This window comes from Streptomyces sp. Tu 3180 (assembly GCF_009852415.1).
Taxonomy (GTDB): Bacteria; Actinomycetota; Actinomycetes; order Streptomycetales; family Streptomycetaceae; genus Streptomyces.
Map to the genome: position 1 here is coordinate 3,207,965 of NZ_WOXS01000002.1, position 16,082 is coordinate 3,224,046.

12 protein-coding genes, 2 tRNA genes and 2 pseudogenes are annotated in these 16,082 nt (G+C 72.2%); 11 read left to right on the forward strand and 5 right to left on the reverse strand.

Features of this window, described 5'->3' with window-relative positions; genetic code table 11:
* Positions 1-9: 9 nt before the first annotated feature.
* The gene (locus tag GL259_RS15335) at positions 10-735 is read right to left on the reverse strand and encodes a decarboxylase (protein ID WP_159533118.1); all 726 of its coding nucleotides are present in this window, start codon (positions 733-735) and stop codon (positions 10-12) included.
* Positions 732-929: pseudogene (locus GL259_RS38725) on the reverse strand (decarboxylase); the annotation flags it as partial. The pseudogene GL259_RS38725 and the gene GL259_RS15335, both read right to left, overlap by 4 nt.
* Positions 930-1,183: 254 nt before the next feature.
* Here GL259_RS38725 and GL259_RS15345 point away from each other — a divergent pair.
* The 8 genes and pseudogenes from GL259_RS15345 to GL259_RS15380 all read left to right on the forward strand — a co-directional run bounded on the left by GL259_RS15345 (position 1,184) and on the right by GL259_RS15380 (position 7,817).
* Positions 1,184-2,131, forward strand: a complete 948-nt coding sequence (locus tag GL259_RS15345) for a D-2-hydroxyacid dehydrogenase (protein WP_159533122.1) — start codon at positions 1,184-1,186, stop codon at positions 2,129-2,131.
* A 17-nt stretch (positions 2,132-2,148) separates the two neighbouring features.
* Positions 2,149-3,519, forward strand: a pseudogene (locus GL259_RS15350) (amidase); the annotation flags it as partial.
* A 114-nt stretch (positions 3,520-3,633) separates the two neighbouring features.
* Positions 3,634-4,551, forward strand: a complete 918-nt coding sequence (gene ehuB / locus GL259_RS15355) for an ectoine/hydroxyectoine ABC transporter substrate-binding protein EhuB (RefSeq protein WP_159538665.1) — start codon at positions 3,634-3,636, stop codon at positions 4,549-4,551.
* Complete coding sequence (gene ehuC / locus GL259_RS15360; RefSeq protein ID WP_159533124.1) at positions 4,548-5,264, forward strand: ectoine/hydroxyectoine ABC transporter permease subunit EhuC; 717 nt, start codon at positions 4,548-4,550, stop codon at positions 5,262-5,264. Before ehuB ends, ehuC begins: the two co-directional genes overlap by 4 nt.
* Positions 5,261-5,911: an ectoine/hydroxyectoine ABC transporter permease subunit EhuD gene (gene ehuD, locus GL259_RS15365; RefSeq protein ID WP_159533126.1), complete on the forward strand. Its 651-nt coding sequence runs from the start codon at positions 5,261-5,263 to the stop codon at positions 5,909-5,911. The genes ehuC and ehuD overlap by 4 nt, the downstream gene beginning before the upstream one ends.
* Positions 5,901-6,692, forward strand: coding sequence for an ectoine/hydroxyectoine ABC transporter ATP-binding protein EhuA (ehuA, locus tag GL259_RS15370; RefSeq protein WP_159533128.1), 792 nt, complete (start codon positions 5,901-5,903; stop codon positions 6,690-6,692). The genes ehuD and ehuA overlap by 11 nt, the downstream gene beginning before the upstream one ends.
* A gap of 194 nt (positions 6,693-6,886) precedes the next feature.
* Positions 6,887-7,645 carry an IclR family transcriptional regulator C-terminal domain-containing protein gene (locus GL259_RS15375; protein WP_159533130.1) on the forward strand — a complete coding sequence of 253 codons (759 nt, stop codon included), beginning with the start codon at positions 6,887-6,889 and terminating at the stop codon, positions 7,643-7,645.
* A gap of 98 nt (positions 7,646-7,743) precedes the next feature.
* Positions 7,744-7,817: transfer RNA gene (locus GL259_RS15380), tRNA-Lys, on the forward strand.
* An 80-nt stretch (positions 7,818-7,897) separates the two neighbouring features.
* Here the strand turns inward: GL259_RS15380 and GL259_RS15385 are convergent.
* The 3 genes from GL259_RS15385 to GL259_RS15395 form a co-directional block, all read right to left on the reverse strand.
* On the reverse strand, positions 7,898-8,503 hold the full coding sequence (locus tag GL259_RS15385; protein WP_159533132.1) for a lytic polysaccharide monooxygenase: 606 nt from the start codon (positions 8,501-8,503) through the stop codon (positions 7,898-7,900).
* 124 nt (positions 8,504-8,627) lie between these two features.
* Positions 8,628-9,806 carry an SPFH domain-containing protein gene (locus tag GL259_RS15390; RefSeq protein WP_159533134.1) on the reverse strand — a complete coding sequence of 393 codons (1,179 nt, stop codon included), beginning with the start codon at positions 9,804-9,806 and terminating at the stop codon, positions 8,628-8,630.
* A 72-nt stretch (positions 9,807-9,878) separates the two neighbouring features.
* Positions 9,879-11,216: a peptidoglycan-binding protein gene (locus GL259_RS15395; protein ID WP_159533136.1), complete on the reverse strand. Its 1,338-nt coding sequence runs from the start codon at positions 11,214-11,216 to the stop codon at positions 9,879-9,881.
* Between the two features lie 215 nt (positions 11,217-11,431).
* On the opposite strand from GL259_RS15395, the gene GL259_RS15400 reads away from it, so the two are divergent.
* The 3 genes from GL259_RS15400 (at position 11,432) to GL259_RS15410 (ending at position 15,936) form a co-directional block, all read left to right on the forward strand.
* A tRNA-Lys gene (locus tag GL259_RS15400) sits at positions 11,432-11,505 on the forward strand.
* A 463-nt stretch (positions 11,506-11,968) separates the two neighbouring features.
* Positions 11,969-13,999, forward strand: coding sequence for a cellulose synthase catalytic subunit (locus GL259_RS15405; RefSeq protein ID WP_159533138.1), 2,031 nt, complete (start codon positions 11,969-11,971; stop codon positions 13,997-13,999).
* Positions 13,996-15,936 carry a kelch motif-containing protein gene (locus GL259_RS15410; protein WP_159533140.1) on the forward strand — a complete coding sequence of 647 codons (1,941 nt, stop codon included), beginning with the start codon at positions 13,996-13,998 and terminating at the stop codon, positions 15,934-15,936. Before GL259_RS15405 ends, GL259_RS15410 begins: the two co-directional genes overlap by 4 nt.
* The last annotated feature ends 146 nt before the right edge of the window (positions 15,937-16,082 follow it).

The following is a 16,082-nucleotide window of genomic DNA, read 5'->3' on the forward strand; positions in this document are numbered from 1 at the left end:
GGCCGCCCCTCACACCTGCACGATCGGCTCCCTGGTGAACAGCGCGCCCAGTTCCGGGGCGTTCACCCGGCGGTCGGCCAGGCGCAGGCACTCCCAGACCGTGACCTGGTTGGCGGTGAGGACCGGCTTGCCCAGTTCCTTCTCCAGGGCCGGGATGTGGGCGACCGTGTGCAGGGCCGTGTCCGGCAGGAGCAGCGCCTGGGCGTCCGGGGTGTCGGCCGCGCGGGCCAGGGCGAACAGCTCGGCCTCGCCCCAGGTGCCGGCCTCCGTGACGGTCCCGGAGCTGCGCACCCGGGTCACCTCCGCCCCGCCGGCCCGCAGGAAGCCGGCGAAGAGCGCGGCCACGTCGTCCGGGTAGGTGGCCCCGACGGCGACCCGCCGCACCTCGATCTCCTGCAGCGCGTGCACGAAGGCGAAGGAGGTGGACGACGCGGGCAGGCCCGCCGCGAGGGCCAGGGAGCGCACCTGCTCGTGGGCGCCGTCCCAGCCGTGCGCGAAGCTGCCGCTGGTGCAGGCCCACACCACGGCCTCGGCACCCGAGAGCCGCAGGTCCCGCAGCCCGGCCGCCAGCCGCTCGGGCGAGCCGATCTCCCGCAGCGCGTCCACCCGGTGCGCGTCCTCGCCGACGTCGGTGTGCACCAGGTCCACCCGGATGTCGCTGCCCAGCAGCTGCTCGATGCGCGGATAGTCGTCCTCGGCGGAGTGGCCCGGGTAGAGGATTCCCAGTGCGGTCATGACCAGCCTTCCTGCTGCTTCTCTTCCTCCGGCAGTGCGCTGCCGGGCGTCCGGCCCGGCGGTGGGGTCCCGGAGCGCGCCGACACGTCGGTCGGCGCCCGATACGGTCCCACCGCTCGGGTACCCAATCGGCGCAACGCCGCCCACACGGTCACCTGGTTGGCCGAGATGACCGGTATGCGCAGTTCAGTCTCCGGCGGTGCGCCCGAGGCGGTGACCCGGGCCCCGCGCCGCGGGCCGGGTCCGCCGAGGAGGGAGACGTCGGGGAGGGAGACGTCCGCGCCGGCGCCGGCCTCACGGCGGGGGACGGGCACGCGACGGATCGTGGTGACGCCCGTGTTGACGACGGTGGGTCCAGGTGCGAACGTGGTCAATCCGCGCATCCCGGACCCACCGAGGACACCGAGACCCACCGGGGACTCCCGGCCACCCGGAGGAACGGCGGCCCATGACCATCCCCACGCTGCTCGTCCTGGACGCCGATCCGCCTCCCCGCCTCGGCCGGCTCACCGGCCGCGTCCGCGTCGAGCACGCCGACGCCTCGACGCTCGCCGAGCGGCTTCCGCACGCGGACGTGCTGCTGGTCTGGGACTTCACCTCCCACGCGGTCCGCGAGGCGTGGCCCGGTGAGGGCCCCCGGCCGCGCTGGGTGCACACCGCGAGCGCCGGCGTGGACCATCTGCTCGGTCCGGAGCTGGCCGCGTCCGACACGGTGGTCACCAACGCGCGCGGGATCTTCGACCGGTCGATCGCCGAGTACGTCGCCGCCCTCGTGCTGGCACTGGCCAAGGACCTGCCGAGGACGCTGGAGTTCCAGCGGGAGCGGACCTGGCGGCACCGGGAGACGCGCAGGGTCGCCGGGACCCGTGCCGTCGTGGTCGGCTCCGGGCCCGTCGGGCGGGCGATCGCCGGCACGCTCACGGCGCTCGGCGTCACCACCGCCCTGGTCGGTCGCACCGCGCGCGCCGGTGTGCACGACCCGGAGGACCTGGACCGGCTGATCGCCCGCGCGGACTGGGTGATCGCCGCCGCGCCGCTCACGGACCGGACCCGGGGCATGTTCGACGCCCGCCGCTTCGGCGTGATGCAGCCCTCGGCCCACTTCGTCAACGTCGGCCGCGGACAGCTGGTCGTCCAGGACGCGCTCGCCGAGGCCCTGCGCAGGCGCTGGATCGCGGGCGCCGCGCTGGACGTCTTCGAGACCGAGCCGCTCGGTCCCGACAGCCCGCTGTGGCGGGTCCCGGGGCTGGTCGTGTCCCCGCACATGAGCGGCGACACGGTCGGCTGGCGGGACGAACTCGCCGCCCAGTTCGTGGAGCTGTACGAGCTCTGGGCGGCGGGCGAGCCCCTGGTGAACGTGGTCGACAAGCGGCGCGGATACGTACCCGGACACTGACGCTCCCAGGAGGACGGATGTCCGAGCTCACCGAGCTGACCGCCGTGCGGCTCCTCGACGGCTACCGCAGGGGGGAGTTCGGCCCGGTGGAGGTGACCCGCGCGGCGCTGCGGCGGGCGGAGGCGGTCCAGCCGGAGGTGAACGCGTTCGTCCGGCTGCTGGCCGAGGACGCGCTGGAGCGGGCCGCCGCGTCCGGGGAGCGGTGGCGGCGCGGTGAGCCGTGCGGGCTGCTCGACGGGGTGCCGGTCACGGTGAAGGACCTCCTGCCGCTGCGCGGCGCCCCGACCCTGCGGGGCTCGCGGACGATCGACCCGGCGGGGCCCTGGGAGGAGGACGCTCCCTCGGTGGCCCGGCTGCGGGAGCACGGCGCGGTCTTCCTCGGCAAGACCACGACCCCCGAGTTCGGCTGGAAGGGCGTGACCGACTCCCCGCTCAGCGGCGTCACCCGCAACCCGTACGACCCGGCGCGCACCGCCGGCGGCTCCAGCGGGGGCGCGGCGGCGGCCGTGGCGCTGGGGGCGGGACCGCTGGCGCTGGGCACGGACGGCGGGGGCAGTGTCCGGATCCCGGCGGCGTTCTGCGGGATCTTCGCGCTGAAGCCGACGTACGGCCGCGTGCCGCTGTATCCGGCGAGCCCGTTCGGGACGCTGGCCCACGTCGGGCCGATGACGCGGGACGCGGCGGACGCGGCGCTGCTGATGGACGTGATCGGCGCGCCCGACTCCCGGGACTGGTCGGCGCTCGGGCCGGCGCCCGGCTCCTTCGCGGAGGGCATCGCGGGCGGGGTGCACGGGCTGCGGGTGGCGTACTCGCCGTCGCTGGGCGGACAGGTGGCGGTACGGCCGGCGGTCGCGGCGGCGGTGCGGCGGGCGGTGGAGCGGCTGGCCGGGCTCGGTGCGTACGTCGAGGAGGCCGACCCCGATTTCAGCGAGCCGGTGGAGGCCTTCCACACCCTGTGGTTCTCGGGGGCCGCCCGCGCGGTCCAGCACCTCACCCGTGACCGGCGGGGGCTGCTCGACCCGGGCCTGCGCGAGATCTGCGCGGCCGGCGCCCGGTACTCGGCGCTGGACTACCTGGCCGCGGCGGACGTCCGCACGGAGCTGGGCCGCCGCATGGGCCGCTTCCACGACACCTACGACCTGCTGGTCACCCCCACCCTGCCGATCACGGCGTTCGAGGCGGGCGCGGAGGTGCCGAAGGGGTCCGGCCACCGCCGCTGGACGGGCTGGACCCCGTTCACCTACCCCTTCAACATGACCCAGCAGCCCGCCGCGACCGTCCCCGTCGGCACCGACCCCGACGGCCTGCCCGTCGGCCTGCAGCTGGTGGCCGCCCGCCACCACGACGCCCTGGTCCTGCGGGCGGCGCACGCGCTGTACGAGGCCGGGGTCGCGCCCGCCGGGAGCGGGGCCCCCGCCCGCGGCGCCCGCGCGCCACGGGTCGTCACGGGAGTCGGCCAATTGGCCGGAATAACTCGCGTGGCTTCGGGTAGCCGCGCCGCCATGGCTCCACGGACAGGACAACCACCCGGACGACGCCGGGAGAACTCCGGACCCTCGCGCCGGTCACTGCTCGCGGGGGCCGCGGCGCTCGGCGCGCTGGGCGCCGCGGGCTGCTCGCGCGTGCCCACCGAGGCGAGCACGAACGGCGGTGACCTGCTGGACCGGCTCAAGGCGGCGGGCGTCGTCCGCCTGGGCATCGCCGGTGAGATCCCCTTCGGCTACATCGACAAGGACGGCGAACTCACCGGGGAGGCGCCGGAACTGGCCAAGGTCGTCTTCAAGCGCCTGGGCGTGGACCGGGTCCAGCCCGTGCCGACCGAGTTCGGCTCGCTGATCCCGGGGCTGAACTCCCAGCAGTTCGACGTCGTGGCCGCCGGGATGTACATCAACCCCGAGCGCTGCGAGCAGGTCATCTTCTCCGACCCCGACTACCAGATGCTCGACTCGTTCATCGTGCGCAAGGGCAACCCGCTGGGGCTGCGCTCCTACCGGGACGTCGTCGAGAAGAAGGCGAGGTTCGCCACCGGCACCGGGTACGCGGAGATCGCGTACGCGGTCGAGGCCGGGTACCCGGAGAGCGACATGCTGATCGTCCCCGACCAGGTCGCCGGGCTGAACGCCGTGGAGGCCGGGCGGGTGGACGTCTTCGCCGGTACCGCGCTCACCACCCGCGAGGTGGTGAAGAAGTCGAACAAGGCGGAGGTCACGGAGCCGTTCCGGCCGATCGTCGACGGCAGGCCGCACGTCGACGGCGGCGGCTTCGCCTTCCGGCCGACCGAGACGAGGCTGCGGGACGCCTTCAACGCGGAACTGCGCAAGCTCAAGGAGAGCGGCGAACTGCTCCGCATCCTCAGGCCGTTCGGTTTCACCGAGGCCGAGATGACGGACCTGACCGCGAAGGAGCTGTGCGGCGGATGACCTCGGGACTCTGGGAACTGGTACTGCGGGGCGTCTGGGTCACGATCCAGCTGCTCGTCCTCAGCGCGCTGCTGGCGACGGCGGTGTCCTTCGTGGCCGGCGTCGCGCGCACGCACCGGTCGCGGCTCGTCCGCTTCCTGGCGGGCCTCTACACCGAGGTGTTCCGCGGGACCTCGGCCCTGGTGATGATCTTCTGGGTGTTCTTCGTGCTGCCCCCGGCCTTCGGCTGGCAGCTGGTGCCGCTGTGGGCGGGCACGCTGGCGCTCGGCCTGACCTACGGGGCGTACGGCTCGGAGATCGTGCGCGGCGCGCTCGCCGCGGTCGACCCGGCCCAGCGTGAGGGCGGCATCGCGCTGAGCTTCACGCCCTGGCAGCGGATGAGGCTGATCCTGCTGCCGCAGGCGGTGCCGGAGATGGTCCCGCCGTTCTCCAACCTGCTGATCGAGCTGCTCAAGGGCACCGCCCTGGTGTCGATCATGGGCATGGGCGACCTGGCGTTCAGCGGCAACCTGGTGCGCCTGGCGCTGCAGGAGAGCGCGGAGATCTACACGTACGTCCTGCTGATCTACTTCGTGATCGCCTTCCTGCTGACCCGCCTGATGCGCGGGCTGGAGAAGAAGCTGAAGGCGGGCGTCGGCAAGGCGCCGGCCCGCACGCCCGACGTGGAGCCGAAGCGGCCCGGGGCCGCCACCGCGGGAGGTGCGGTCCGATGAACTGGGACTGGGGCGCGGTCGCCGACTTCATGCCGCACTTCTGGGACGGTCTGCTGGTCACCCTGCAGATCCTGGTCCTCGGCTCGCTGATCTCGTTCGTGCTGGGTCTGGTGTGGGCGCTGCTGATGCGGGTGCCGACGCGCTGGGTGAGCTGGCCGGTCGGGGCGGTGACGGAGTTCGTCCGCAACACCCCGCTGCTGGTGCAGCTGTTCTTCCTGTTCTACGTGCTGCCGGAGTGGGGCCTGACCCTCTCGGCGCTGACCACCGGCGTCCTCGCCATCGGTCTGCACTACTCGACGTACACGATGCAGGTCTACCGGGCCGGTATCGAGGCCGTGCCGGCGGGCCAGTGGGAGGCGGCGACGGCGCTGAACCTGCCGCTGCGCCGGACGTGGACCGCGGTGATCCTGCCGCAGGCCGTGCGCAGGGTGGTGCCCGCGCTCGGCAACTACGTCATCTCGATGCTGAAGGACACGCCGATGCTGATGGCGATCACCGTGCTGGAGATGCTCGGCGAGGCACGGCTGTTCGCCCAGCAGAACTTCCAGTTCACCGAGCCCCTGACGGTGATCGGCCTCGCCTTCGTCGTCATCTCCTACCTGGCCTCCCTTGCCCTGCGAGCCCTGGAGCGACGCCTTGTCCACTGACACCCACGCCCTGTCCGACGAAAAGCCCGGGAGCCCGGGGAGCACCGGCGAGCTGATCCGCCTGGAGCGGGTCACCAAGCGGTTCGGGGACCACACGGTCCTGGACCACCTGGACTTCTCCGTGGACGCCGGCAAGCACGTCACCCTGATCGGTCCGTCCGGCTCGGGCAAGACCACGATCCTGCGGCTGCTGATGACGCTGCTGAAGCCCGACGAGGGCACGATCACCGTCGACGGGGAGCGGCTGTTCCCCGCCCCCGAGAAGCAGGTCCGCGAGGTCCGCAAGAAGATCGGGATGGTGTTCCAGCAGTTCAACCTGTTCCCGAACATGACGGTGCTCAGGAACATCACCGAGGCCCCGGTCACCGTGCTCGGCATGTCCAAGGACGCGGCCGAGGAGCGGGCGCGGGAGCTGCTGGAGATGGTCGGGCTGAGCGACCACGTCGACAAGCACCCCGCGCAGCTGTCCGGCGGCCAGCAGCAGCGGGTGGCGATCGCGCGGGCGCTGGCGATGCGGCCGCAGGTGCTGCTGCTGGACGAGGTGACCTCAGCGCTGGACCCGGAGCTGGTCGCGGGCGTCCTGGACGTGCTGCGGGACATCGCCCGCTCCACCGACATCACCATGCTCTGCGTGACCCACGAGATGAACTTCGCCCGGGACATCTCGGACCAGGTGCTGATGTTCGACTCGGGCCGGATCATCGAGGCGGGACCCCCGGAGAAGATCTTCAGCGAGCCGGAGCACGACCGGACACGGGAGTTCCTCGGCGCGGTCCTGTGACCACGGGCCGTGCGCGGGCCGACGTCCCAGGTCCCCGCTCCGGCCCATTCCTCTGGCATATGCCAGAGGATCTGCCGCGCAGTTGGGAGGGCCGCCGTCTTGTCAACCCCCGCTTCCGCCGGGCCGCCCGACGGCTATCGTGGAGGGGATTCGCTGACCGGATTGCGGCCCAAGAGCGAGCGCAGGGGGAAACCGTGGCGCTGAGGCACGAGCCGACCGCCCCGCACCACTCGGTCCAGGACGCCCTGCGCGTCCTGGAGACGGTGGCGCGGCGCAGCACAGGAGTCACCGACACCGAACTCGCCCGCGAGACCGGCCTCGGCACGGAGCGGTTGACCGCGCTCCTGCGGATGCTGCGCCGCGAGGCCTACGTCGAGCAGACCGCCGACGGCCCGTACGTCGCCGGGCGGGCCTTCGCCCGCCTCGGCTCGGCCCAGGGGCACGAGGAGGCCCTGCGCGACAAGCTCCAGCACACCCTGGACCGGCTGCGCGACTCCGTGGGCGCCGCCGTCTACATCAGCCGGTACGTGGACGGCGAGGTCAGGGTCACGCAGTACGCCGACGGCCCGGCCACCCCGAGGGTGAACGAGTGGGTGGACTTCCGCTGCTCGGCGCACGCCACCGCGGTGGGCAAGAGCCTGCTCACCCAGCTCGACCACGACGGCCGGCGCGACCACCTCGCCCGGTACAAGATGGCCCGGCTCACCTCGCGCACCATCACCAGCGACAAGCTGCTGCTCTCCCGGCTGGAGGCGCAGCCGCCCACCGTGCCGGTCCTGGACCTCCAGGAGTACGCGGTCGGCACGGTCTGCGCGGCCGTCCCGATCACGGCCGGCTCCTCGGTGGGCTGCCTCGCCCTGTCCCTGCCGGTCCGGGACGCCCACCGGCTGCGCCGGGCCGCGGACGCCCTCAACCGCAACGCGGCCCCGGTGCTGCTCTCGCTGACGATCTAGGGTCCGCCCGTTCACCGCGCGGTGGTCGGGAGCACCCCCGGGGACCAGGTAGTATTAACCCCGTCGCCGCCCGCGGGAAGCGGGACGGCGGGAGTCATGCGCCGCTAGCTCAGTTGGTTAGAGCAGCTGACTCTTAATCAGCGGGTCCGGGGTTCGAGTCCCTGGCGGCGCACAGCGAAGGGCCTCTCGTGGGAGCGAGAGGCCCTTTTGCGTGCTCGTCCCCCGTGGGGCCGCCCGGCGTCCGGGCGACGCTCAGAAGGTGACGTCCGAGCAGGCGTAGAACGCGTTGCCCGTGTCGTGGACCGTCCACACCGCGAGGATGACGTGGTGCCCGCTCAGCCCGGACGGCAGCCGGCCACTGTGCGAGAGCGTCTGCGGCGGCCGCTGGCCGTTGTAGGGCACCGTCAGGAACGGGGTGAGGTTGAGGTCGGACCGGGACAGCCTGTGGTTCTGGTTCCAGCCCGGCTTGGTCACGTAGTACCGGAAGTCGGTGGTGGCGTGCATGGCCGTGAACTGCCACCGGAAGGTGTAGGTCTGCCCGCCGGTCACCCGGGTGGTGGGCCAGGCGCCGCCCGACGGGGTCGTCGGGCTGTCGAGCTGGGCGAACGGCGTGTTGTTGCCCGAGCAGATCTGCCCGTCGGCGGGGCCGGAGGCGGGGAAGCCCTTCGGGCCCTCGACGCTCTGCGGCTCCCACTGGATGGCACCGCAGTTGGGGACCGTGCCGTTCTGGCAGAGCTTCTGCCGGCTGATCGGCAGGTCGGTGTAGCCGTGGCCGCTGGCACCACCGGAGGAGAGCACGAGCGCTCCGGTCGTGGCCAGTCCCACCGCGGCTGCGTACAGCTTGGTCCGTGTGCGCATGCTGCCGCTCCTGGAGAACGTGGGGGAATGTGGTGAGGCGTGCAGGTAGGTCTAGACCAAGTCACAGAGTATGAGTGCGGACTGAACATGTCCATACCAATCACAGGACCCGTTCCCCGGTCGTTCACGGCCCCGTCTCCCCCCGCCCCGCGCAGAACGCCACCGTGAGGTCCTTCACCAGCACCTTGCGCTCGTAGTCGTCCAGCTCCACCAGCCCCCGCGTGGTCAGCCGGGTCACCGTGTCCTCCACCGAGTCCACGACCGAGGTCAGCACGCTCGCCCGGTGCTGGGCGTCCAGCGCGGCGATCCGGCGCCGGTGCATCGCCGCGGCCACCTCGGGCGCGTACTCCACCCGGGCCGGCCGCACCGCGAACACCTCCAGCCCCACCGGCGCGGCGTCCGCCGCCACCAGCCGGGTCAGCGCGTCCTGCGTCGCGTCCGCCGCGGCCCGCGACGCGCCCGGCGCCGCCACCGGCACCCGGAGCAGCGCCGCCTCGACGCACTCGCGCAGGTACCTCTCGTGGTCCTCGACCACCAGCGTCGCCCGCGCGGTGTCCCGCACCCGCCACACCACCAGGACGACCACCCGCAGCGCCACCCCGCTGCGGTCGGTCGCCGGCACCGGCTCGCTGCGCCAGTGCCGCAGCCGCACGTCGACCCGGCGGCGCAGCAGCAGCGGGTTGACCCACAGCAGCCCGGTCCGCCGGACCGTCCCCCGGTAGCGGCCGAACAGGCCGAGCACCCAGGCGCCCCCGGTCCGTCCGCGGGCCAGCCCGCCGAAGCCGAACAGCCCGAGGCCCCCGGCCGCCGCGTACGCCGCCCACTGCACCGGGCCGGGGCCGGCCGCGCCACCGCGCGCCGTGCCCCCGAACGCCTCGGCGGCGAACGGCGGCAGCGCCCCCGCCCACCACGAGGTGGCCGCACAGCCCGCCGCCCCGCACACCCCGGCGAGCACCCCGGCGACGCCGGGCAGCACCCGGGCGGGCCGCTCCACCAGCTCGGGGTCCACGCGGGGCACGGACGGCCGGGGCCGTGCGGCGGCCGGGCGCCGCGGGCGCGGCTGCTCCCCCGGCCGCCCGTCCGCCCGCCGCCCCGGCTGCCCCGGCCGCTCCTCCGGGTCCGGCCGGCGGCTGACGACCGCGGGCCGCAGCCGCACCGGCGCCGGGTCGGGATCGTCGCGGAACAGCAGGTGGACGGGGATCTCGGTGGTGGACCCGGTGTGGATGAGCCGGACCGGCCGGGGCGCCGCGGCACCGTCCGCGGGCGGCCCGGGCTCGGGGACGGGGGAAGTGGTCGTGGTCACGCGTGCCTCCAGCCTCCGCGCCAGATGCGTCACATCAGGGGTGATCGGGACCCGGGGCCGGGACCCGACGGGTCATGAGAAGAGCCGCCGCCAGGTCTCCGGGCCCGGGTGGCCGTCCGCCGCGCCGCCGCGCCAGCCCTGGGCGCGCTGGAAGGCCTCCACGCCGCGGCGGTGCGCCTCGCTCCAGCGCGGCCCCGGCTCCTGCGTGAAGTACCGGCCGAACCCCTTCTCCACCAGCCGCCGCCCCAGCCGGGCGACATGGGCGTTGTCGGCGCCGGGCCGCAGCAGCGCCCGGCCCGGATAGCCCGGCACCCCGTGCGAGGAGGGCGGGGCGGGCGGGGCGGACCTTCCGGCCGGGATGTCCCTGCCCCCGCCGGTCACCAGCAGGTCCCAGGTCAGCGGTCCCGGCAGCCCGTCCGCGGCGGCGCCCCGCCAGCCCTGGGCCTGCTGGAACGCCCGGGTCGCCCTGCGGTCCGCGTCCGTCCAGCGCGGTCCGGGGCCGACGGCGTAGAAGCGGGCCCCGCCGCGGCCGGCGAGCATCCGGCCGAGCTCGGTGACGTACCGGTTGTGGGCCCCGGGGCCGAAATACGCCGCTCCGGGGAACGGGGTCCGCACCGGTGCGGCGGGCGGCCGCGCGGCCTGCGGCCCGGGGCCCGCCGTCCCCTCGGCCACGCCCCTGTAGCGGTACGGGACGTAGCGCGCGGAGTGGTGCCAGTAGGCGTACGGGGTGGTCGTGCGGCGGGTCCGCGGGCGGGTCTGCTCGTAGGCCACGTAGGCGGTGCGCCCCGCGTTCGCCCAGCCGCCGAAGAGGACGACGTGGGACTCCCCGAAGGGGTCGGCCTGATTGTGGAACAGCAATGCGTCACCCGGCCGGAGTTCGTCCTTGGTGATTTTCTCCGCGTACTTCACGAGGCTGCCGGTCCATTCGTTCCCGGGCAGGCCCCACGCCATCGAGACATAACCCGAACAGTCCTGCCGGTAACCGTCCGACCAGTACGCGGACGTGCTGTACGGAACCCTTTCGGCGACCCATTTCCGGGCCCGTTCGACGATGGCCTCGCGGGTGGTCGCGGGCGCCCGGGCCGGGATCGCGGGCGGGGCCGCCCGACCGCCGGGGCCGTGCAGCGGAGCCCGCGGGCCCTGGGGGGTATCGGGCTCGTCACCTGCGAGAACGCGAGGAACGGCCGGGGCGGCCGGTGATCCGGCGGCGTGCGGGGCGGCGAGGGCGGGCGCCGCGTGCGCGCCGATCGCCGTGGCCGCCGCGGCGGCCACGGCCAGGGTCCGGTTCGCCGCCGGATGGCCGACGGAGCGGCCGGCCGGGGAATGCGGCAGCACGCGGCGCCAGTGCACACAACCGGGGCAGTCGCAGTCGCCCGCCGGATCGAATTCCTCGAATACCGGTGACCTCATGCGTCGCCCCTCACACTGTCGTCGAAAAACTCCGCGCCTGCGCACGACGGCAGTTTCGCAACTGTCTTCGTCACGCGCATGTTGACGGTCCGAACGATGTACGCGCGGCGGGCCGGCCGGGGGACGGCGTCCCCCGGGCGCCGCTCCCCGGGGCCGCGCCGGCGCCGGTGGTCGGGAGCACCCTCCGGGGTCCTGTAAGGTTGGGGTGTCAGCGCGCGCCGCTAGCTCAGTTGGTTAGAGCAGCTGACTCTTAATCAGCGGGTCCGGGGTTCGAGTCCCTGGCGGCGCACCGACAGGACGGGCTCCTCGTGCAGACGAGGGGCCCGTCGTTTTTTGGCCGGATCCCCTCTCGTGCCCATTGAGCGGATTCCCCTCGCCGCACGTACGGAACACCGGCCCCGCGCGCCTCCCCCAGAGGCCACAATGGACGCGTATGACCGGTGTACACCGTGTTTCGCACCTTGCGATCATGATGAGCACCGTAGAACCTGGGTTCTTCGAGTTGCTGCGGGTTCGCGGCGGTTGAGGGGGGCAGGAAACCGGTTGCCACGGCGCGGGGCGAGGGCCCCGTCCGCGGAGCGGTGCCGAGGGGGCATCATGCAACCGGAAGAGCGCTGTGCCATGTCTATAAGGTGTGGGTGACGTGGAGACAGCGGTTCACCACTGATACGTCCGTGAGGGGCGAGGGGGCCCGGACCGGACGGAAGGAAGCGACGAAACACGCGGCGGTGCCGCGTGTGGGGGGATGACTCATGACGTCGACACCGACGGGCGCCCGGAGGGACGACGACCCGTCCCAGACCACCCAGCTGAGGGTGCCCGCCCATCGGAACTGGAACACGGGCGCGTTCCGCCGGATCAAGAAGACGCTGCCGAAATACGACTACGAGCACTACAGCCGGCTCGCGGGGCCCCTCACCCAGCCGGACCCGAACAGGCCGTACAAGGTCCAGTACCGCTCGCTGATCTCGCAGGAGCCGCACCGCATACGCATCGCGCTGATGCTGGCCGCGGCCCCGGTGCTGTCGCTGGTGCTGCTGGTGTGGCTGCTGCAGCCCTCGCACTGGACCGAGCGCGACTACCCGGCGTTCGAGTGGCTGCCCGCCCTCGACGTCGTCATGCTCGTCTCGATCGGCCTGATCGAGTTCTTCCGCTGCATGAACGTGCTGTCGAACGCGCACGCCACCCTGGTCGCCCGCGACCCGATCCCGGTGGTGCCCGAGACCGGCACCCGCGTGGCCTTCCTCACCTCCTTCGTGCCCGGCAAGGAGCCGCTGGAGATGGTGACGAGGACCCTGGAGGCGGCCGTCAGGATCCGCCACCGCGGTCTGATGCACGTCTGGCTGCTCGACGAGGGCGACGACCCCGAGGTGAAGGAGGTCTGCGCGCGGCTCGGCGTGCACCACTTCTCCCGCAAGGGCGTCGCGAAGTGGAACCAGAAGAAGGGCCCGCACCGCGCCAAGACCAAGCACGGCAACTACAACGCCTGGCTCGACGCGCACGGCGACGACTACGACTTCTTCGCCTCCGTCGACACCGACCACGTGCCGCTGCCGAACTACCTGGAGCGGATGCTCGGCTTCTTCCGCGACCCGGACGTCGGCTTCGTCATCGGCCCGCAGGTGTACGGCAACTACGACAACTTCGTCACCAAGGCCGCCGAGTCCCAGCAGTTCCTCTTCCACGCGCTGATCCAGCGCGCCGGCAACCGCTACGGCTCGCCGATGTTCGTGGGCACCTCCAACGCCGTGCGCATCAAGGCGCTCAAGCAGATCGGCGGCCTGTACGACTCGATCACCGAGGACATGGCGACCGGCTTCGAGATGCACCGCGCCAAGAACCCGGCGACGGGGAGGAAGTGGCGCTCGGTCTACACCCCGGACGTGCTCGCGGTCGGCGAGGGCCCCAACGCCTGGACCGACTTCTTCACCCAGCAGATGCGCTGGTCGCGCGGTACGTACGAGACGATCCTCAAGCAGTACTGGAAGGGCTGGTACTCGCTCCCGCCGAGCAAGCTCTTCAACTACACGATGATGATCATCTTCTACCCGATGTCCGCCCTGAACTGGATCCTGGCGGCGCTGAGCTGTGCGCTGTTCCTGGGCCTGGGCGCCTCGGGTGTGAACATCGACCCGGCCGTCTGGCTCATGCTCTACGGCAACGCCTCCGCGCTGCAGATCGGCCTGTACGTCTGGAACCGCCGCCACAACGTCTCCCCGCACGAGCCGGAGGGCTCCGGCGGTGTGGCCGGCATGGTGATGTCCGCGCTGTCGGCACCGCTCTACGCGAAGGCGCTGATCGACTCGGTGCTGCGCAGGAAGAGCAAGTTCGTGGTCACCCCCAAGGGCGACTCGGCCAGCCCGGACACCTGGTTCGGAACCTTCCGGTACCACTGGTACTTCATCCTGATCTTCGCCGGCTCCATCGCCGCCGGCTTCGTCTACGGACACGCGCACCCGGCGATGGTCATCTGGGCCACGTTCGCCCTGCTGATCACCGCGGCGCCGATGTTCGCCTGGCGCCACGGCATGCGCCAGGACAGGAAGAAGCCGCCGGGCGCCCACGCCGCGGGCCGGCAGCAGGACGCCGAGGCGCCCCGGACGCAGCCGCTGCCGCAGATGCCGCAGCAGCACGCGCCGCACGCCCCGCAGGACCGGCCCAGCTGGGCCGGCGCGCACGGCGGACCGGGCGCCCCGGACGGACCGGGAGGCACCGGGCACGCCCCGGGCAACGACCAGACCATGCAGATCGCCCTTGGTGGACTTGGGGGACGTAAGGAATGACTGACCGTGCAGGCCGCCGTCGAGCCCGTCGGATCGCGATAGGCACGGCGGTGGTACTCGCGCTGGCCGGGATGAACGGGCCGTGGCTGTACCGCTTCGGCTCGGAGAAATACCACCAGTACAAGATCAACCAGCCCGAGTACAAAGCCGCCAACGGCAAGTGGGAGATCGTCGAGTTCCCCGAGGAGTACCGGCAGAACACCATCCACGCGGCGCTGCTGCGCACCGGCAAGGTGCTGCTCGTCGCGGGGTCGGGCAACAACCAGGACAACTTCGACGCCAAGCGGTACGACACCCGGATCTGGGACCCGGTCAAGGGCACGATCAAGAAGGTGCCGACGCCGACCGACCTGTTCTGCACCGGCCACACCCAGCTGGCCAACGGCAATCTGCTGATCGCGGGCGGCACCAAGCGCTACGAGAAGCTCAAGGGCGACGTGAAGAAGGCCGGCGGCCTGATGCTCGTCCACAACGAGAACCCGGACAAGCCGATCACCCTGCCCGCGGGGACGAAGTTCACCGGCAAGGAGAACGGCAAGACCTTCGTCTCGAAGGACCCGGTGCTCGTGCCGCGCGCCGAGAAGAACTTCGACCCGGCGACCGGCGAGTTCCTGGGCAACACCCCCGGCGTGGGCCGCATCTACGTCGAGGCGCAGAAGGAGGGCGCCGCGTACGAGACCGGCACCCAGGACAACTACAGGGTGCAGGGCCTCACCGGCGCCGACGCGCGCAACACGTACGGCATCGCCGAGAAGCTCGCCCTGGACAAGAAGGACTTCCAGGGCATCCGGGACGCCTACGAGTTCGACCCGGTCGCCGAGAAGTACATCAAGGTCGACCCGATGAAGGAGGCCCGCTGGTACCCGACGCTCACCACCCTGAGCGACGGGAAGATCCTCAGCGTCTCCGGCCTCGACGACATCGGCCAGCTGGTCCCGGGCAAGAACGAGATCTACGACCCGGAGACCAAGGAGTGGACCTACACCGAGAAGGTCCGCCAGTTCCCGACGTACCCGGCGCTGTTCCTGATGCAGAACGGCAAGGTCTTCTACTCGGGTTCCAACGCGGGCTACGGACCGGACGACGTGGGCCGCGACCCCGGCGTCTGGGACGTGGAGACCAACAAGTTCACCAAGGTCCCCGGCATGAGCGACCCCGACATGCTGGAGACGTCGAACACGGTGCTGCTGCCGCCCGCGCAGGACGAGAAGTACATGGTGATCGGCGGCGGCGGGGTCGGCGAGTCCCAGCTGGCCAGCGAGAAGACCCGCATCGTCGACCTCAAGGCCGACGCCCCGAGGTTCACCGACGGCCCCTCGCTGGACAAGGGCACCCGCTACCCGCAGGCCTCGATCCTGCCCAACGACGACGTGCTCGTCTCCGGCGGCTCCGAGGACTACCGCGGGCGCGGCGACTCCAACATCCTCGAGGCGCGGATCTACGACACCGAGAAGAACGAGTTCAGGCGGGTCGCCGACCCGCTGGTGGGCCGCAACTACCACTCGGGCTCCATCCTGCTGCCCGACGGCCGCCTCATGTTCTTCGGCTCGGACTCGCTGTTCGCGGACAAGGCCAACACCAAGCCGGGCAAGTTCGAGCAGCGCATCGAGATCTACACGCCGCCGTACCTGTACGGCGACCGCGAGCAGCCCGAACTGTCGGGCGGTCCGAAGACCGTCGAGCGCGGCGAGTCGGCCACGTTCACCTCGAAGGACGCCGCGCGCGTCGAGAACGTCCGCCTGATCCGGCCGAGCGCCACCACCCACGTCACCGACGTGGACCAGCGGTCGATCGCGCTGGACTTCGAGGCCGACGGCGACAAGCTGACCGTGACGGTGCCGGAGAACCGGAACCTGGTCCAGGCCGGCTGGTACATGCTGTTCGCCACCGACGGCGAGGGCACGCCGAGCAAGGCCCAGTGGGTCCGGGTGCCGTAGACCCCGAGACGGTGCGGGGGCGCCCTCCGGTCACGGAGGGCGCCCCCTTCCTCGTACGGCGTTGGCCCGAAACAATCTTGCCGGGCGCGCGGCACTGGTGTGACCTCGGTACGACGTTGCTGACGTGTGTGGTCAACGGTGGCGGG

What these genes read in the sequence shown, in the direction of transcription:
- GL259_RS15335 (WP_159533118.1), bottom strand. Translation starts at nt 735, where the DNA reads ATGACCGCACTGGGAATCCTCTACCCGGGCCACTCCGCCGAGGACGAC.
- GL259_RS15345 (WP_159533122.1), top strand. Translation starts at nt 1,184, where the DNA reads ATGACCATCCCCACGCTGCTCGTCCTGGACGCCGATCCGCCTCCCCGC.
- ehuB (WP_159538665.1), top strand. Translation starts at nt 3,634, where the DNA reads ATGGCTCCACGGACAGGACAACCACCCGGACGACGCCGGGAGAACTCC.
- ehuC (WP_159533124.1), top strand. Translation starts at nt 4,548, where the DNA reads ATGACCTCGGGACTCTGGGAACTGGTACTGCGGGGCGTCTGGGTCACG.
- ehuD (WP_159533126.1), top strand. Translation starts at nt 5,261, where the DNA reads ATGAACTGGGACTGGGGCGCGGTCGCCGACTTCATGCCGCACTTCTGG.
- GL259_RS15385 (WP_159533132.1), bottom strand. Translation starts at nt 8,503, where the DNA reads ATGCGCACACGGACCAAGCTGTACGCAGCCGCGGTGGGACTGGCCACG.
- GL259_RS15395 (WP_159533136.1), bottom strand. Translation starts at nt 11,216, where the DNA reads ATGAGGTCACCGGTATTCGAGGAATTCGATCCGGCGGGCGACTGCGAC.
- GL259_RS15405 (WP_159533138.1), top strand. Translation starts at nt 11,969, where the DNA reads ATGACGTCGACACCGACGGGCGCCCGGAGGGACGACGACCCGTCCCAG.
- GL259_RS15410 (WP_159533140.1), top strand. Translation starts at nt 13,996, where the DNA reads ATGACTGACCGTGCAGGCCGCCGTCGAGCCCGTCGGATCGCGATAGGC.